This window comes from Enterobacter sp. RCC_40 (assembly GCF_041360735.1).
GTDB lineage: Bacteria > Pseudomonadota > Gammaproteobacteria > Enterobacterales > Enterobacteriaceae > Enterobacter > Enterobacter ludwigii.
Genome location: NZ_JBFUPR010000001.1, coordinates 683,449 through 698,833, shown reverse-complemented (window position 1 = coordinate 698,833; position 15,385 = coordinate 683,449). Strand labels below are relative to the sequence as shown.

Here is a 15,385-nt window from a genome sequence, read left to right as displayed (position 1 = left end):
GTGCAAAAAAAAACGACTCCATGAGGAGCCGTTTCGGTGTTCTTTCGTCGTAGCACGTTAGCTGTGTTTGTGCTGGTCCCTGCGACAGCGCTTATCGTAATGGCGCACCCACCAGTATTTATCGCAGACTTCTTCATGACCACTCACGCGTGCACCGGCAAGCCATAGCACTGCACCAAGGAAGATACTCAATACCGCGCCATGCGCGAAGTATTGCGGAAGGTCAAGTTGCGGCAATTGGTTTAAAATTGAATAACCCACGCCAGCGACCATCACAAACAGTCCCAACCCCATCAGCACATTACCGAGTATCGAAGCGTTTTTGCGTTTCATATGTCACCTCCGGAACTTTGGGTTGTAAGGGGAAAAGCCCCTGATCCTTGTGTGTAAAGTATAGACAACGGCTCTTTTATGAGTTGCGTGAATGATCACATTTACAGATAACTCCCAGACAAAAGTTTACAAATAAGACATTGAACAGCTTGAAATTCTAATTGTTCAGATAAGTAATTATTCATATCTCGCGGTTCGGGCAGCAGAATTTTGTCAAGCGGCGCGTCAGACAGTAAACTACGCGCCAGATCTGGAACCCATTAGGAATTGAATCGTGACGATTAAACTGATTGTCGGCCTCGCGAACCCAGGCGCAGAGTACGCGGCGACCCGCCACAATGCCGGCGCCTGGTATGTTGATCTGCTGGCCGAACGGTTACGTGCTCCCCTGCGTGAAGAACCAAAATTCTACGGGTATACCTCACGTATCAATCTTGCTGGCGCAGATGTTCGTCTGCTGGTGCCCACCACCTTTATGAACCTGAGCGGCAAAGCTGTTGCAGCCATGGCGACGTTTTATCGCATTAACCCGGATGAAATTCTGGTGGCCCACGATGAGCTGGACCTGCCCCCCGGTGTGGCAAAATTCAAACTGGGCGGTGGTCATGGCGGTCACAATGGTCTGAAAGACATTATCAGCAAGCTGGGCAATAACCCCAATTTCCACCGTTTGCGCGTGGGAATCGGCCATCCGGGCGATAAAAACAAAGTTGTCGGTTTCGTACTGGGTAAGCCACCGGTTTCTGAGCAGAAACTGATTGACGAAGCGGTTGACGAAGCGGTGCGCTGCACTGAAATCTGGCTGCAGGATGGCCTAACCAAAGCGACAAACCGCTTACACGCTTTCAAAGCGCAATAATCCGCCCGATACGGCTTTTTTACCGCGCGTGGTGCGGGTTACGTGTATAATAGGCGTAGTTATTTACTTTTCATCAATCGGTTATCGTTAACGGATTGATTATCAAGATATTAAGGTGATTTAGAAATGGGATTCAAATGCGGTATCGTCGGTCTGCCAAACGTGGGCAAATCCACCCTGTTCAACGCGCTCACCAAAGCAGGTATTGAAGCGGCGAACTTCCCGTTCTGTACCATCGAACCGAACACCGGCGTTGTGCCAATGCCCGATCCGCGTCTGGACCAGCTCGCGGAAATCGTGAAGCCGCAGCGCATTCTGCCGACCACCATGGAGTTCGTGGACATCGCGGGCCTGGTGAAAGGTGCATCCAAAGGCGAAGGCCTCGGTAACCAGTTCCTGACCAACATCCGTGAAACGGAAGCAATTGGTCACGTTGTGCGTTGCTTCGAGAACGACAACATCATCCACGTTAACAACAAAGTGGACCCGGCTGACGACATCGAGGTGATCAACACCGAGCTGGCACTGTCTGACCTCGACACCTGCGAACGCGCTATTCACCGCGTGCAGAAGAAAGCCAAAGGTGGCGACAAAGACGCGAAAGCAGAACTGGCTGCGCTGGAAAAATGTCTGCCACAGCTGGAAAACGCAGGCATGCTGCGTGCGCTGAAAAACCTGACAGAAGAAGACAAGGCGGCAATCAAATACCTGAGCTTCCTGACCCTGAAGCCAACCATGTACATTGCCAACGTTAACGAAGACGGTTTCGAGAACAACCCGTACCTGGACAAAGTGCGTGAAATCGCGGCGGCTGAAGGTTCAGTGGTTGTAGCGGTTTGCGCTGCCGTTGAATCCGACATTGCAGAGCTGGACGACGCTGACCGTGACGAATTCATGGCCGAGCTGGGTCTGGAAGAGCCGGGCCTGAACCGCGTGATCCGCGCAGGCTATGAGCTGCTGAACCTGCAGACCTACTTCACCGCTGGCGTGAAAGAAGTGCGTGCGTGGACGATTCCTGTCGGTGCGACTGCGCCTCAGGCGGCCGGTAAGATCCACACCGACTTCGAGAAAGGCTTCATTCGTGCGCAGACTATCGCGTTTGAAGATTTCATCACCTACAAGGGTGAGCAAGGCGCGAAAGAAGCAGGCAAGATGCGTGCGGAAGGGAAAGATTACATCGTTAAAGATGGCGATGTGATGAACTTCCTGTTTAACGTTTGATTTGTTTTGAATGAAAAAAATCCACGCTTTGGCGTGGATTTTTTTATAGAGTAACGAACTTATCCCCTCTTGCGCAGATAGAACTCTAGATATTTTTTAGGTCTATCCTGAAACGCACGCTCTTTGCCGTAGTTATAAGCATCGTTGAAATATTTATACGCTTCATCGAATTGATTCAACTCGTAACAGACCATGCCGAGGTCGATTAATGGTGCAGTGTCTATATCCGATCCACGTGTGCGCAACGTCGTCTCTCCCCATTTCTTCGCCTCATCGTAATCGGCGAGATCAAAATATGCGCTGTACATGCACGCAGAGATCCAGTTGGCGAGTTCCCATTCAAGCTTTGGTTCAGGGAGAGCTTGCCATGCTTTTTGGTATTGCTCTAAAGCCTCGGCGTATTTTTTGTCATCGTGAAACTCGTTTCCTTTTTCAACAAAGGAGTTAATTTCGGATTCAATTTTTGGGTCTTCAAGATCTTTCATGGAACAATGCTCCTTCATTGGAAATATTGGGATTTTTCCTGTGGGCCAATAAAATCAGCGGAATCTTTATATCTATCAGGTAGCAGCGCTCCCTGAGACCGATTGTGGCCATAATATTCAAGCTCATAATTTCTGGAATCTCTCATAAAGGCTCTGACCTCACGAGATTTAGGACCATAGTAGCCACCCTTCTGATTCCAGTATTTAACTGCATCTGTTAAATGAGCCATGTCCGCATCCTGAATACGGTACCATTTACCATCAGTTGAGCTTTTAAATTGCATCCTATCGCCCGTACCACGAATACGTCCTTCTCCTCGCATTCGTGCGATTACTTCACGTCCAGTTTTACTATTTTTTCCAGGGGTTCTTCCCATAAATTTTTTACGGCAACTCAACCCCCACGGATCCACCCACCCCAGCGCATTCGGCGCATACTGGTAAAGGTTTATCCCCCCCGCCAGCCCTATCGGGTCCTGCTGCGTAAACCGCCCGCAGTCCGGGTCGTAATACCGGAAGAGATTGTAGTGCAGCCCTGTCTCACGGTCCAGGTATTGCCCCTGCATGCGCAGGTTCTGAGAATATCCTGATACCTGCGTCTCGCTTTCCCGCAGCAGCTTGCCCCAGGCGCTGTTCACCCCTTCCCAGCGCACCTGCCCTTCGATATCCGTCATCCGCTCCGGCGTGCCGTTGGGCTGACAGTGGAACCAGAAGATCTCCGGGGCATCTACGCCGTCAATACGCGCCAGCGGGTCGTAGCTGTCCTGATCGCTGTAGACGTAGGTCAGCGGCACGTCCCCGTGCACCTCCTGCAGCAGACGGAACCCTTCCCAGACAAACCGGGTGGTGATCGGCTTGCCGGTTGGCTGTCCGCCCAGCATCTGGCGTCGTGTTTTGCTGATGCGTCGCCCGAGCGGATCGTAGCGGAAGCTGACCTGCGTCTGCGGTTTGTTGCGGTCCCGCGGCTGGCTGATGACTTCCGTCAGACGGTGCTCACCGTCGTAGCGGTAGTGCCAGCGGGTCTGGCCGTTATCTTTCTCCACGGTGCGGCCGTGGATGTCATAGCGCCAGCGAATGCCGTTCAGTTGCGTCAGGCGGTTGTGCGTGACCTTCTCAGCAGATCCTTCGAGCGGGTTACCGGCAGCGTCCCAGCGCCACTGCTCCTGGCCGGGCAGCGTGCCGTCCTGAACGAGCAGACGCCCGGCGCTGTCGTACTGCCAGCGGTACCAGCTGAACGGGTTATCGTCCCGCTCTTCCCGCACCAGGTTATTGCGGTAGTCGTAATCCCAGCGGCGGGACCAGCGGCGCGGCGACGGGCGCTGCGCATTGCCGGTAAAGACGTCCCGGCGATGCAGTCGCCCGAGGCGGTCGTACTCGCTGCGGGTGGTCAGCAGCCCCTGGGTGCGGCTGGTCTCACGGTGGAGTTCGTCACGGGTAAAATCAGAGACCGACAGCTTATCGAGGGCAATGCTGAGCAGATGCCCGCTGCCGTAGTAGAACTGTTTCAGCTCGCGGCCATCGGGCAGCGTGACGGAGGTGCGGTTGCCGAGAGCATCATACTCCCATGCCAGCTCACCGTGCTCGCCCACTTCACGCGTGACACGCCCCAGGGCGTCATACTCAAAGGCAAGTTCCTGTTCTGCCTCTGCACTCCAGGCGTCAACGGAAAGTGCCGGATGAAGTCCAATGCGACTCAGCAAACCTGACGGTGTGTAGTGATAACGGGTCTGCCCTTCCGGCGTGGTGCGGGCAACCAGCTGGCCACTCGCGCTCCAGGCGAAGGCATGGGTGATGGCTTCCGGATGACCGGCAGCAAACGTGCGCGTTATCGTTCGCCCGCATGCGTCATAGCGATACTGCGAGGTTACGCCATCGAGCCCCACCTCTTCCAGCAGCAGCGAGTCGGGCCCCCAGCGGAACTGGTACGCTTCGCCGTTTTCATTTTCCAGGGCAATCAGTCGCCCTCGGCTGTCCCAGCGGCGACGGACCTCTTCACCCTGAGTATTACGCGTAGCGGTTAATCGTCCTGCCTCGTCGTATTTAAACTCACTTTCTTTGCCATCAGCGCCCGCATGCGTCACCGGCAGGCCGCGTTCGTTCCATGCAAGTGACTCTGTCCAGCCTTCCGGTCGATCGAGTTGCACCGGACGCCCTGCGGCATCGTAGCTATAGCGCGTCTCTTCGCCGTCAGCGCCGATCTCAGTCGTTAACCAGCCCAGCGGATGATAGGTATAGCGGGTTATACGTCCTGAACAGTCTGTGGCACGAATGACCTGCCCGGCCTCGTTGTACTCCTGGTAGCGACTGTTTCCCGCGGCATCAACTTCTTCAACGACCTGACCAAACTCGTCCCGGCGCAGCAGTGTTGTCTGCCCCATCGGGTCCACCACACGCTTCAGCCCGTGATGTTCGTCGTACCAGAAACGGGTCGTACTGCCGTCGGCTTCAATGATGGCTGACGGTAGCGCGCGGTGCTCCAGCCAGGTGGTGGTGCGGGTATTGCCGTCGGCGTCAATTTCCTGCACCCGGTTGCCCATTTCGTCGTAGACGAAGGTGACGGCGTTACCGAGCGGATCGATGCGACGGGTCAGAAGTTCGTTTTCATCCCACTCGTAGCACCAGTTTTCACCGCGCTCGTCAACGTAGCGGACAATCAGATTTTGCGCGTTCCAGTAGTGCTTACGCGTCTGGCCATCGTAGTGCTCGACGGTCGTCAGCCCGGCGGCTAAATCGTAGGTGAAGCAGCAGCCGTCGCCGGTGCTGGTGCGGTTTTCCACCACGCGCCAGTGGTCGAATTTTTGCCAGCGGTATTCGCTCTCCAGCCCGCCTGGCAGGCGGTGCCAGACCATCAGGCCGTGGTCGTTATAGCGGTATTCACGCGTTACTACGCCAGAGGCATCCGTCACACTCGCCAGCTGGCCACGCGCATCGTAACCCCACTGCATCAGCGGCCAGGTACGGTTGCCGTCAAAATGGCTGGCAGAGGTGGCGCGCTGTGGGAAACGCTCATCTTCATAGCGCAGGGTGACATCAATCGCCCGTGGCTCATCGTGAAGATTGACCAGCCTGCCGTGTTCATCCCACTCCGTCAGCAGCGCGTTACCGTATTCGTCGCTGAGGGAGGCCAGACGCAGGAGGGTGGGATTCGCCCGGGTCGGTTTATACAGACGCCATACCGCGCCGTCATCGTCGGCAATCGCCACGTCGCCGCTCTCATTGCGGCGGATGATGATGCCTTCGCTGATGCTGTAAAACGCGCGATCGACGGGCGGCAGCTCAAAGGTCAGCTCACGGCCGGTTTCGTCGAACCAGGTCGCGTTGTTCTCTTCGAGCATCAGATAGCTGTCAAAGGTTGTCGCCCAACCCAGACCAAACAGCCCTTCACGGGTGGTCAGGCTGTTGTAGCTGCGCTGCCAGCGCAGCGGGAAGCGCCCCGGCAGCGAGAAATCGAGTTCATCGTCATCATTCAGCACCTTCACGCCGGTTGCAGCATGTACCGGGTGCGAGGAGCCAAACACAGCATTAACGGCCATATCGGCCAGCATGCCACCGCCGGCTGCCGCCAGTGCACAGGGCATATTTTTCAGGATTTTACCCGGACGTCCGCGCAGCAGGGAGAGCGCAATCATCCCCAGCGCCAGACCCGGCGTTTTACCGCTTTTGATATCGCGGACCGTGAGCGTGTCCCCGCCGATGATCACATTCGGGGACACATCATCAGAGACAGTGCCTTCACAGGTGGTGCGATCTTTTGCACGTACCGCGGGCTGCCCGTTAATGAAGACGCTCTTAGAGCCCTCCGCGAGGTATTGCGGCCCGGAGTGCTTTTCGCACGCCACCTTGTCTTCTTCCAGCGGCGAGGTTCCCGAAGCGGCAGAGGCCACGCTCGGCTGCCACATTTCGCTGCCAAACTGTCCGGCGGCGGAAAGCAGCATGCCCGCGTAGTCGGCAAAGCTGCCCGGAGACTGTGGTTCAGGTGACGGTGTGTCGGCAGGCGTCAGCGTTCCGGCCGCTCGTGCCGCGGGAATTGCGTTCGTCAGAACGTTATCAGACCCGGTGGTGATTTTGCCCGCTGGCGACGGCGGGAACAGCGCGTTGCCTAAGCCTTCGGCGGCGTTGCTGATATCGTCAGTTATACCTGCCACGTTTGCCAGTACGCCGCCAATGATCCCACTTAACAGACAGCTGGATCCAATCGCCGCCACGCCCGCGGCGGCAGCACCCGCCCCCAGCAGCGGAGCAGCAACGGTCGCCGCCGCGCCCACGGCAGCGCCGATAACGGCATAGGCCGCACCTTCCGCCACAATACTGGTGATATCCGCAAAAATGCTGGAGTGAATGATCTCGTCGCCCTGACGGGCCGCGTTGTTATCGCTCATGCCTTACACATTCCGGTTGTCGTTTAGCGTCAGACTCTGCTTAAGCGCGCTCCAGCGCCCCTCATCCTCTCCGGTGAATGCTCTGAGCGCCGAGAGGGTAAAAATCATCAACACCGGCTTGCCCGGCGTTTGTACGGCCAGCTGTTTTTGCCAAATGCGCTGTCCGTTACTGTCAAAGGTCGTCTCGACTTCCAGCGCGTTAATTTTTCCGTCAGGCCCGACCTTTACGCTCTGGAATGCACTTTGGGCAATCTCGCCCATCTGCGGACGTAGTAGTTCCCACTGGCGGTGAAACTCTTTCTCATAGTCGCTGCCATCCGGAATAACGCCGCGACTGACCACCACGGACAACCCGCTTTCGTCGTCGCGAATAATGTTCATACTGTTATCCTGCCAGGCGGCAGGAAAAAGGGAGAAGGAACCTTCCTGGAGGGTATATTTCATCGCTGAACTCGTGTCTCAAATTGCTGAAGGGATTTACATGCCGCCATAGACAACCCGGCGGCAGACTGAAAACGGTTACTCTTCCGGCGTCGTAAATTTCTCCTGCACCGCCGCATCAATATCCCCTTTATGCCCGGAACCCGGCGCCGTGGTGCCCGGTTGTGTGCCAGACGTATTCAGGTGCAGCTTACCGCCGGTGGTGATATGACCATCCCCTTCAACGAAGAAATTAAACTCTTTGCCGATGAGGTTAATCTTGCCGTTAGCGTTCAGCTCAATTGCGCTTTCACCAGAGACCAGCCGTAGCTTCGTACCGGAAGCAATGACATATTGCTCCACCGCCGCATCCAGCTTGCCTTTGCCCGTCAGGATCTCTGTTCCGCCTTTCACCGCCTGGATCTGATTCGCTTCCACCCGATGCATTTCATTTTTCTTCACATAATGGCTGCGCTCGCCACCGACGCTGTGCGTTTCATCGTTCTTAATGCTGGTGTCCATGTTGCGCTCAGCCTGGATCCACACCTGCTCTGCGCCCGCCTTGTCCTCAAAGCGCAGGGCATTGGCATTATCCACGGAGCCATCCTTCGTGCGGCTCATAAAACCCATCTGCGTGGCCGCCGCCGGCAGCGCCCACGGCGGCATGCTTGCTTCGTTATACACCCGCCCGGTGATAATCGGACGGTCCGGGTCACCGTTGATAAAGTCCACCACCACCTCATCGCCGACCCGCGGAATTTGCACTCCGCCGTACCCCTGACCCGCCCAGGCGCTCGACACGCGCACCCAGCAGGAGCTGGTGTCATCCCCCTTCGCCAGACGGTCCCAGTGGAATTTCACCTTCACGCGGCCATATTTGTCCGTCCAGATACTCTCCCCATTTGGTCCCACAACCTTTGCCGTCTGCGGGCCGTAGGTGCGCGGCCACGCCGTGCTCTGCGCCGGACGGTATGACACCGACGCCGGGATGACCGCGAAATCAGTGCGGTGAATGGTTTCCCCCTCGCCGCTCGCGTAGCGGTTCTCCTCGAAGTGGTAACCCGCCGCCGTGACCAGATAGTCACCGTTATCACTGAAGAACGGGGCGTTAGTCAGGGTGAAGGTGTGTCCCGGTGCAATACCCGCGGCCGTGGCCGTCGCCTGAATCTGCTGGTGCTCCACCTGCCAGCGCTCCTGACGGATACGGGCGTAGAACTCCGCATGCCCGGTCTCAACAAACCGTCCCGGCCAGTCGTACACGTCGATACTGCCCGGTTTCGGTGACGCCGGGTTCTGCTGCGCCTGGAACAGCCACGCGTTCGGCTTGCGGAAGTCGTAGTCATCGAGGCTGTAAATCCCCGGGGTGACGCTGTCCTCCAGCGCCCACTGGCTGATACCCTCTTCATCCGTACTGCCGCCTGACGGCGTCTGGTGGTAAGGAATGACTTCGTAGCCGCTGAACGGCTGATGCTGCGTCGCGGCGTCGGTGAGCACCAGGGTGTGCTTGTCCGCCTCGTGGCTGAAGTGGTATGCAATCCCCTCCAGCTCCATCAGACGGCTGATGAAGTCCAGGCTCGACTCCTGATACTGCACGCAGTAGTCCCACACCCGGTAGCTCCCGGTGAGCTTATCCTCCACGTTGACCTGATGTTCACCCAGCAGGGTTTTCACAATCTGCGGTACCGTCTGGCCCTGGAAGATACGCAGGTTACGGTCGCGCTTCATCGGCCACAGGTCCGGCTCCACCGTCAGCTGGTACACCGCATAGCGGGTGCCCGTCAGCTCGACGGCACTCACCGCCACGCGGGTGATTTTTCCATTGATATAGCGGGGCGTCAGCAGGCTCTGCGTCGGGATGGTCACCGTGACCGGCTGACCCAGCAGTTTGCTGCGGTCAATGCGCGCATCCGTGCCAAGCAGGGTCAGCGTCAGGGCGAACGACTCGGACATCGCCTCGCGACCTGTGAGTTTCCAGAACAGAAGCCCCTCCACCGGGAGCTGAACGGTAATTCGGTTGAGCATAATCTTTATTCCGTAATGGTTTTATGCTGGAGAAGATAATAAAAAACGGATAAATGAAAAAAGTCATTTACTATTACATGTAACCAGGCAGATGAAAAATCACCTGGGGGAATCGTCGAGGAACCTATCATTTAATATGGAACAATTAATTAACTAATTAAAAATACACCCTACGCATGGCACCATACTTTCCCCATGCTAAAAATAAATCATTGATATAATGCACACATCTCTTCCGCAGCGATGAAATTTCCCCAGCACGTCCACAGTGTTACTCCCGGAGATGGATACCCCCTCTCATTCGTCAAGCCGACTTCAGTAATGTGTGGTGGAGTCAAACCTGCTGGCTTAACACGCATGGGCAATATCACCTGGTAATGAAGTATTTCCTTGTCAGTTAAGGTGTACAGCCATTTTCAGTCGTTCGCCTCAAGGTCTTCGTTACTGGTAGCGGAGGCTATGGGAAACGGATAGTTGTTCTAAGTGTTTATAATTTCTCTTCACTTAAGCCGCGGAGGCTAACCAGATACCATAGAATATAAGAATGCAACCAAATGATGCCAGGCATTTCGCCAGCAATAGCAATCCGGGGCTATATCTGTTTGCCAGCGATGACAAAATCGAATAATTTTCACCGTGTTATATCGCTGATGAAAACGCATTATAGTTTCAAATATTGAGCAAAGCATAACGACGAAAAACTTAGCCAATAACAGTGTGACAAATGAAGGAGGAATAACGATTAGTACCAACTCACCATCTTCTTTCGTCATCGAGGGGGAAATTTCCCGCAATCCGATCAACACGAAAACCAGAATAAAAGTGCAGACTAAGATAAAAGATAATTTTACGAAAAAAACTATCCATTCTTTTTTGTTAAAATTATCTTTGCCATTCCAGATATAGGCAAGAGCGACCAATGAAAAAATAATAAACCCGAGAAACTTCATTGAATCCGCTGCTCCTTATTCGTTCGCCCGACTATGACAGTCACACCCCCAGTATTAACAATTGGCGCATGGCGGGTTGCGTGAGGATGATCACCGCAACCAGTTGACCGAGCTGCCTGCTGCGGTCGATGCACGCATCCGGGTCGGGTCAAGGGCATGACGCAAAGCGGAGACGTTGTTGCGGTAACAGTAGAAACAACGGTATCCGTTATGCAACCTTAATCATTGTGCTTACTTTAGCCAAAGACCCGAAAACATAAGGACGCTTCCGAGGGAAATTAAGCTTTTAGCAACGATAAGTAAGCCAGGCGCGACGATGCGTGATATAGACGATATTTTTTCATAATTTTCCACATTGTAGCTTTTGTGCCCCCTCATAATCCCCGAGAAAACAGTACAGAGCAGCACAGCTGTGACCTTTAAACCCCATACGCACAGAAAAGACATAGAAAAAATGATCGAATATTGTTTGGCCGTTGCGATAGAAAACAATGACATCGACTGAGAAAGCCATTTAAACGTAAAGCCAATGACAACTGTGGCTACTAACACCAGAACCAACATCACTCCCGCCAGGAGCCACTTTTTCTTGTTAAAAAAATCTTTTCCATTCCAGATAAGCGCTAGTGTCCAAATCATAAAGAAAATAAAGAAAAACCAATGCATTACAATATTTCCCATTTATCCTCTTTAATCTTTTTTCAAAAGGGCAACACACTCAGCAATAACCATTAATTCCGCCATCTGCCTGAGCGGAAATTACGGCCAGCTCAAACCCTCACTATCCAAATATGAAAACAATTACAAGAAAGTATCTTCAGGAGCCCTGTCGAATAATTCACCTGCCATTCTGGCGATACGTTCGTGTTGTACCTAAATCAGAGTGCAGATCAATCATTATAATTCCTTATACGTAAGCGCAGTTTTACTACCAGAATCAACACGCTCAGTAACCTCAAATTTGGTCCCTGGCTCGAAAAGCACTCTGTTGTTTTAATGGAGATTAAATAATTATTTAGAGGGTTGAGGAGGCCATTTACCCCCCTTCTGGATGAGTTTCTCTTTTATCTCGTTTAATTTTTCGTATTGCTCACTGCCTTGTTCAAGCCCACTCAGCGCATCCGCAAGCGCATTGCTCATCGACCAGCCATTTTTAGCCTTAATTGACGGATCCGCGCCACGATCGAGCAGTAATAAAACATGATCGTATGACTGATTATCCAACGCATCAAACACCAGCGTTTTACCCAGTGAATTGGTTGAATTTACGTCAGCACCACGATTGAGCATTGCTTCCAGCGTCTCTGTATTTTTCGCTTTAATCGACTGGAAGATGATTGGTTCGTGGAAAACTTTATCTTTCACATTGGGTGAAAGACCACCGTCCAGCATCGCGTTGATCCAGTCAGCACTGTCCCCCTTCAGGGCGAATTCAGCAGGACTGCTTTTTCCCTGGGGGCGAGGCTGGAGCGGATCTGCGCCAGCCTTAACAAGCAACGTAATGATCTGCAAATGGGGTAATGTTTTTTTATCATTAATTGCGTTGCCCAGGGCCCAGAAAAGCAGGGTCATATCCTGCTTTCCGGGTTTGTTAAGGTCGCTGTCTGGTGCAAGCGTCTTCACCACATCGACATTGCCTTCTTCAATCGATTTCGCCAGTTCAAGCTGCTGACCGCTGAAGTAATCCTGTGGATTGAGTTCCATATCCTGCTTACACCCCTGAATCATGATTAAAAAACATAACGCCACGAAAGCCATCAAACGTTTTTTCACAACCGACTCCCGATTATCGAAATATCCTCATCCTTCTGTTGCTCAATGCAATCAATCGCCTGATTAATCCCATGGCGATCCAGCGCGCTTCCGGTTCCACCAGCAAGATCGTGGGGTATTCCCGCAGCATTAGGACTCAGCGCAGATATTTCCTCTTTGAGGATCCACGAAGGGACATGCCCTTTCATCATTTTCAGATCTTCCCAAGGGTTAACTTCCTGAATCCTGGTCAGCAGTTCACCATCAACACGATACGCCTGGATATTATCCGTACTGCCTAATATCTTGCCGCCGTATTTTTCTACCGTACCGGCGTTAAGGCCCGAGGCATTGAATGTCCATCCCGCTTTCCCACTAGCCATGGAGGTTGCAGAGGCCAGCCCGCCGCCCAGCGAATGTCCGGCAATATCAATATTCTGACCTGACCTTGCCAGCTCCTTACCGATACTCACAGCCTTTTTATAATACTCTGAAGCCATCCCCATACCCTGGGAAAAGTTATTCGACCAGTCAGCACCGTTTTGTACCGGAGCCAGTTCCCCTTTTGTCACCAAGGAGTAAACATTATCAGAGAATGATGCAAAGCCCGGCTCACGCGACCCACGGAACACCACAGTAGGGTTCATATCAGTACCGAACACTTCCGGCTTCGGTTGATAGACGCGCGCCAGAAAATTGGGAGAAGTGTCATCGTCAAAGAGCATCGATTTGTTCAAACCATACTTGCCCAGTAGCGCGTCATCATTACTGATATCCTTCCAGCCCTCTGGCACCCCCGGCGTTGTCTCCAGCGGATTCACTGTCTTATAAACATTCTCAGCAAGCTTCGCTTTCTCCACCGCAATATTATTCGCCGCCAGTCGTTTAGCGGCGATCTGCGCATCCGGGTAAAGGCTATTGCTGCCCTTCGCGATCAGATCCTTACGCGCCTGCCAGCGTTCCGCCTTGGTCATCTGCTGTAGCTGCGAAGCATAGGTTTTACCGTCTTTGCCCGGCGTGGGCTCATCCGGCATCTGTGCCGCTTTGGATTTCACCACCTGCTTCGGCAGTACCGTCGGCGCAGGACGGGCACCGTAGGTTCGCACCATGGTTTCGTAGCGATCGACGATTGTGCTTACCGGATACCAGCCCAGACCGGTAAGCGAGGCCGCCTGCAGTCGGCCATCGGCATTGATATAAAATATCTCCGTTACCGATGACCAGTTACGGAAACTCTCGTCGATGGCAACGATCCTGCCGATATCGAGATCCTGCACGATCAGCTTACGGGTATCGCGTCCTGACTGATAGGGATTCGCCCCGGTGATGGAATGCAGCAAATCGTAACGCGTAAACAGCGAACGCAGCGAATTGTCGGGAACTGACATTATCCACTGCCCGGCTACGGACGGGCGGATAATTTTCGCGAAAAGCGCTGGCGAGACATTCTCGCTGAAAAGATAGACAAACTTGAGGTTATACATTCGCTCCGTCCTGTTACCAGTCCCTGCTTACCTTACTTACGGATTCACCAGCCAGGTGCCAGGCTTCGCGATATCCAGCGTCTGGGTACGCGTTTTCCCGTTGCCCTGCAGTTCAATTCTGGCCTCGCCCGCAGGTAGCTTAAGCGATGCATAACCGTTATTTGCCGGACGCAGTGTTTTTGGCTCACCGTTCACTTTCAGGGTCTCACCGTCAAGAATACGGATATAGACCAGTGCAACCGGGCTGGCATCCACCGGCGGGGTGGCCGGTTGCGCTGTCGCAGTCGGTGCAGCCTGTTCACTGGCTTTCGCCGTTTCCGGTTTCACTTCCGGCGCGTTCGATGCGGTTTCAACGGGGCGCGTCTCAGCGGGGGCCTGCGCCGCCTGCTCTGGCGCATCATGGTCGCCACCGCTAAACAGCATCGCTCCGGCGACGACGCCAACCAGCACGCCCGCAGCAACCATTGCCGGGATTTTGTACCGGTGCCAGTCCAGTGCAGAAGCCGGTGCCTCTTCCTCTACCGGTACCAGCATCGTGCCCGGTTTTTTCGCGCTCAGTACATCGTCGATACCCGCTACCGGCATCTCAATCAGCGCCGCGAATTCATCGATGGATTGCGGTCGGTCTTCCATGTGCAACGCCAGCGCCCGGTCGATGGCCTGCAGCAGCAAGAGGGAATAGCCCTGTGGCTGCAGTTCCACCAGCGGTTTGCAGGTGTCCTGAATTGAGCGCACCACGCTGACCGGCGGCGGTGAGCCGACAATCAGGGTACGCAGCACGGCGCCGAGAGCGTAAATATCCGTCCACGGGCCCTGCTCGCTTTCGTTGTCGTCAGTGTACTGCTCGATCGGCGCAAAGCCCGGGCGCAGCATGGTTTCCGTCTCATCAGAGAGATTACCAATGGTGCGGCGCGCAGAGCCGAAATCGAGCAGAACCGGCAGGCCGTTGTCCTGAATCTGGATGTTATCCAGAGAGATGTCGCGGTGCAGATAGCCTTCGTCATGAATTGTCTTAATGGCACCGAACAGCATGGGCAGCATACGACGGATCCAGGCTTCGTTAATCAGCTCCGGCTTTTGTTCGCGCAGACGGGAGAGCGTGGTACCGCTATAGAACAGCGTTCCCATATAGGCCGTATCGTTTTGCACCCAGAAACGCAGCACGTGAAGCAGGTTCGGGTGGTTGAAGCGCGCCAGCAGGCGGGCTTCCTGAATGAAGCTGTTCAGGCCGGCGGAAAACGCTTTGCCAAAACGTTCACTGCGCAGTACCAGCGTCATATCGTCGCCGCGCACGGCGAGCGAGGCAGGCATGAATTCTTTGATAGCGATAGTGCGTTCGAGCTGATGATCCCACGCGCGATAGACGATGCCGAACCCGCCGCCGCCGATCACCTCTTTAATTTCAAACTCGTTGAAGCGATACCCGACCGGGAGCGCGTTTGGGACAGTCCGATTGTTATCATTATCCGTCATCTTTTAC

General features: G+C 54.2%; 12 protein-coding genes. 2 read left to right on the top strand and 10 right to left on the bottom strand.

The features are described 5' to 3' along the window. Positions 1-57: 57 nt before the first annotated feature. Positions 58-333 (bottom strand): stress-induced protein YchH, encoded by a 276-nt coding sequence (gene ychH / locus AB6731_RS03230; RefSeq protein WP_014170506.1) that lies wholly within the window; start codon positions 331-333, stop codon positions 58-60. 274 nt (positions 334-607) lie between these two features. Between ychH and pth the strand changes: the two genes are divergently transcribed. After that, positions 608-1,192 (top strand): aminoacyl-tRNA hydrolase, encoded by a 585-nt coding sequence (gene pth / locus AB6731_RS03225; protein ID WP_006175913.1) that lies wholly within the window; start codon positions 608-610, stop codon positions 1,190-1,192. Between the two features lie 126 nt (positions 1,193-1,318). Then, complete coding sequence (gene ychF / locus AB6731_RS03220; RefSeq protein ID WP_014170508.1) at positions 1,319-2,413, top strand: redox-regulated ATPase YchF; 1,095 nt, start codon at positions 1,319-1,321, stop codon at positions 2,411-2,413. Between the two features lie 59 nt (positions 2,414-2,472). On the opposite strand, the gene AB6731_RS03215 is transcribed toward ychF, so the two are convergent. From AB6731_RS03215 to AB6731_RS03175, 9 genes are all read right to left on the bottom strand, one after another. Beyond that, entirely contained in the window at positions 2,473-2,898 is a 426-nt protein-coding gene (locus tag AB6731_RS03215; RefSeq protein ID WP_371005879.1) for a hypothetical protein, read from the bottom strand. A 14-nt stretch (positions 2,899-2,912) separates the two neighbouring features. Further along, a complete protein-coding gene (locus AB6731_RS03210) occupies positions 2,913-7,277 on the bottom strand; it encodes an RHS repeat-associated core domain-containing protein (protein ID WP_371005878.1) in 4,365 nt (1,454 codons plus the stop codon). Positions 7,278-7,280: 3 nt separating this feature from the next. Next, entirely contained in the window at positions 7,281-7,721 is a 441-nt protein-coding gene (locus AB6731_RS03205; RefSeq protein WP_032680811.1) for a DcrB-related protein, read from the bottom strand. Positions 7,722-7,796: 75 nt separating this feature from the next. Continuing rightward, positions 7,797-9,719, bottom strand: a complete 1,923-nt coding sequence (locus AB6731_RS03200; RefSeq protein ID WP_371005877.1) for a type VI secretion system Vgr family protein — start codon at positions 9,717-9,719, stop codon at positions 7,797-7,799. 518 nt (positions 9,720-10,237) lie between these two features. Further along, a complete protein-coding gene (locus AB6731_RS03195; RefSeq protein ID WP_371005876.1) occupies positions 10,238-10,669 on the bottom strand; it encodes a hypothetical protein in 432 nt (143 codons plus the stop codon). A 231-nt stretch (positions 10,670-10,900) separates the two neighbouring features. Beyond that, positions 10,901-11,350: a hypothetical protein gene (locus AB6731_RS03190; protein ID WP_151712393.1), complete on the bottom strand. Its 450-nt coding sequence runs from the start codon at positions 11,348-11,350 to the stop codon at positions 10,901-10,903. Between the two features lie 330 nt (positions 11,351-11,680). After that, positions 11,681-12,442, bottom strand: coding sequence for an ankyrin repeat domain-containing protein (locus AB6731_RS03185; RefSeq protein WP_025203898.1), 762 nt, complete (start codon positions 12,440-12,442; stop codon positions 11,681-11,683). Then, complete coding sequence (locus AB6731_RS03180; protein ID WP_371005875.1) at positions 12,439-13,905, bottom strand: phospholipase; 1,467 nt, start codon at positions 13,903-13,905, stop codon at positions 12,439-12,441. The genes AB6731_RS03185 and AB6731_RS03180 overlap by 4 nt, the downstream gene beginning before the upstream one ends. Before the next feature lie 36 nt (positions 13,906-13,941). Continuing rightward, entirely contained in the window at positions 13,942-15,378 is a 1,437-nt protein-coding gene (locus AB6731_RS03175) for a serine/threonine protein kinase (RefSeq protein ID WP_371005874.1), read from the bottom strand. Between the last annotated feature and the right edge of the window lie 7 nt (positions 15,379-15,385).

What these genes read in the sequence shown, in the direction of transcription:
- ychH (WP_014170506.1), bottom strand. Translation starts at nt 333, where the DNA reads ATGAAACGCAAAAACGCTTCGATACTCGGTAATGTGCTGATGGGGTTG.
- ychF (WP_014170508.1), top strand. Translation starts at nt 1,319, where the DNA reads ATGGGATTCAAATGCGGTATCGTCGGTCTGCCAAACGTGGGCAAATCC.
- AB6731_RS03215 (WP_371005879.1), bottom strand. Translation starts at nt 2,898, where the DNA reads ATGAAAGATCTTGAAGACCCAAAAATTGAATCCGAAATTAACTCCTTT.
- AB6731_RS03210 (WP_371005878.1), bottom strand. Translation starts at nt 7,277, where the DNA reads ATGAGCGATAACAACGCGGCCCGTCAGGGCGACGAGATCATTCACTCC.
- AB6731_RS03205 (WP_032680811.1), bottom strand. Translation starts at nt 7,721, where the DNA reads ATGAAATATACCCTCCAGGAAGGTTCCTTCTCCCTTTTTCCTGCCGCC.
- AB6731_RS03200 (WP_371005877.1), bottom strand. Translation starts at nt 9,719, where the DNA reads ATGCTCAACCGAATTACCGTTCAGCTCCCGGTGGAGGGGCTTCTGTTC.
- AB6731_RS03195 (WP_371005876.1), bottom strand. Translation starts at nt 10,669, where the DNA reads ATGAAGTTTCTCGGGTTTATTATTTTTTCATTGGTCGCTCTTGCCTAT.
- AB6731_RS03190 (WP_151712393.1), bottom strand. Translation starts at nt 11,350, where the DNA reads ATGGGAAATATTGTAATGCATTGGTTTTTCTTTATTTTCTTTATGATT.
- AB6731_RS03180 (WP_371005875.1), bottom strand. Translation starts at nt 13,905, where the DNA reads ATGTATAACCTCAAGTTTGTCTATCTTTTCAGCGAGAATGTCTCGCCA.
- AB6731_RS03175 (WP_371005874.1), bottom strand. Translation starts at nt 15,378, where the DNA reads ATGACGGATAATGATAACAATCGGACTGTCCCAAACGCGCTCCCGGTC.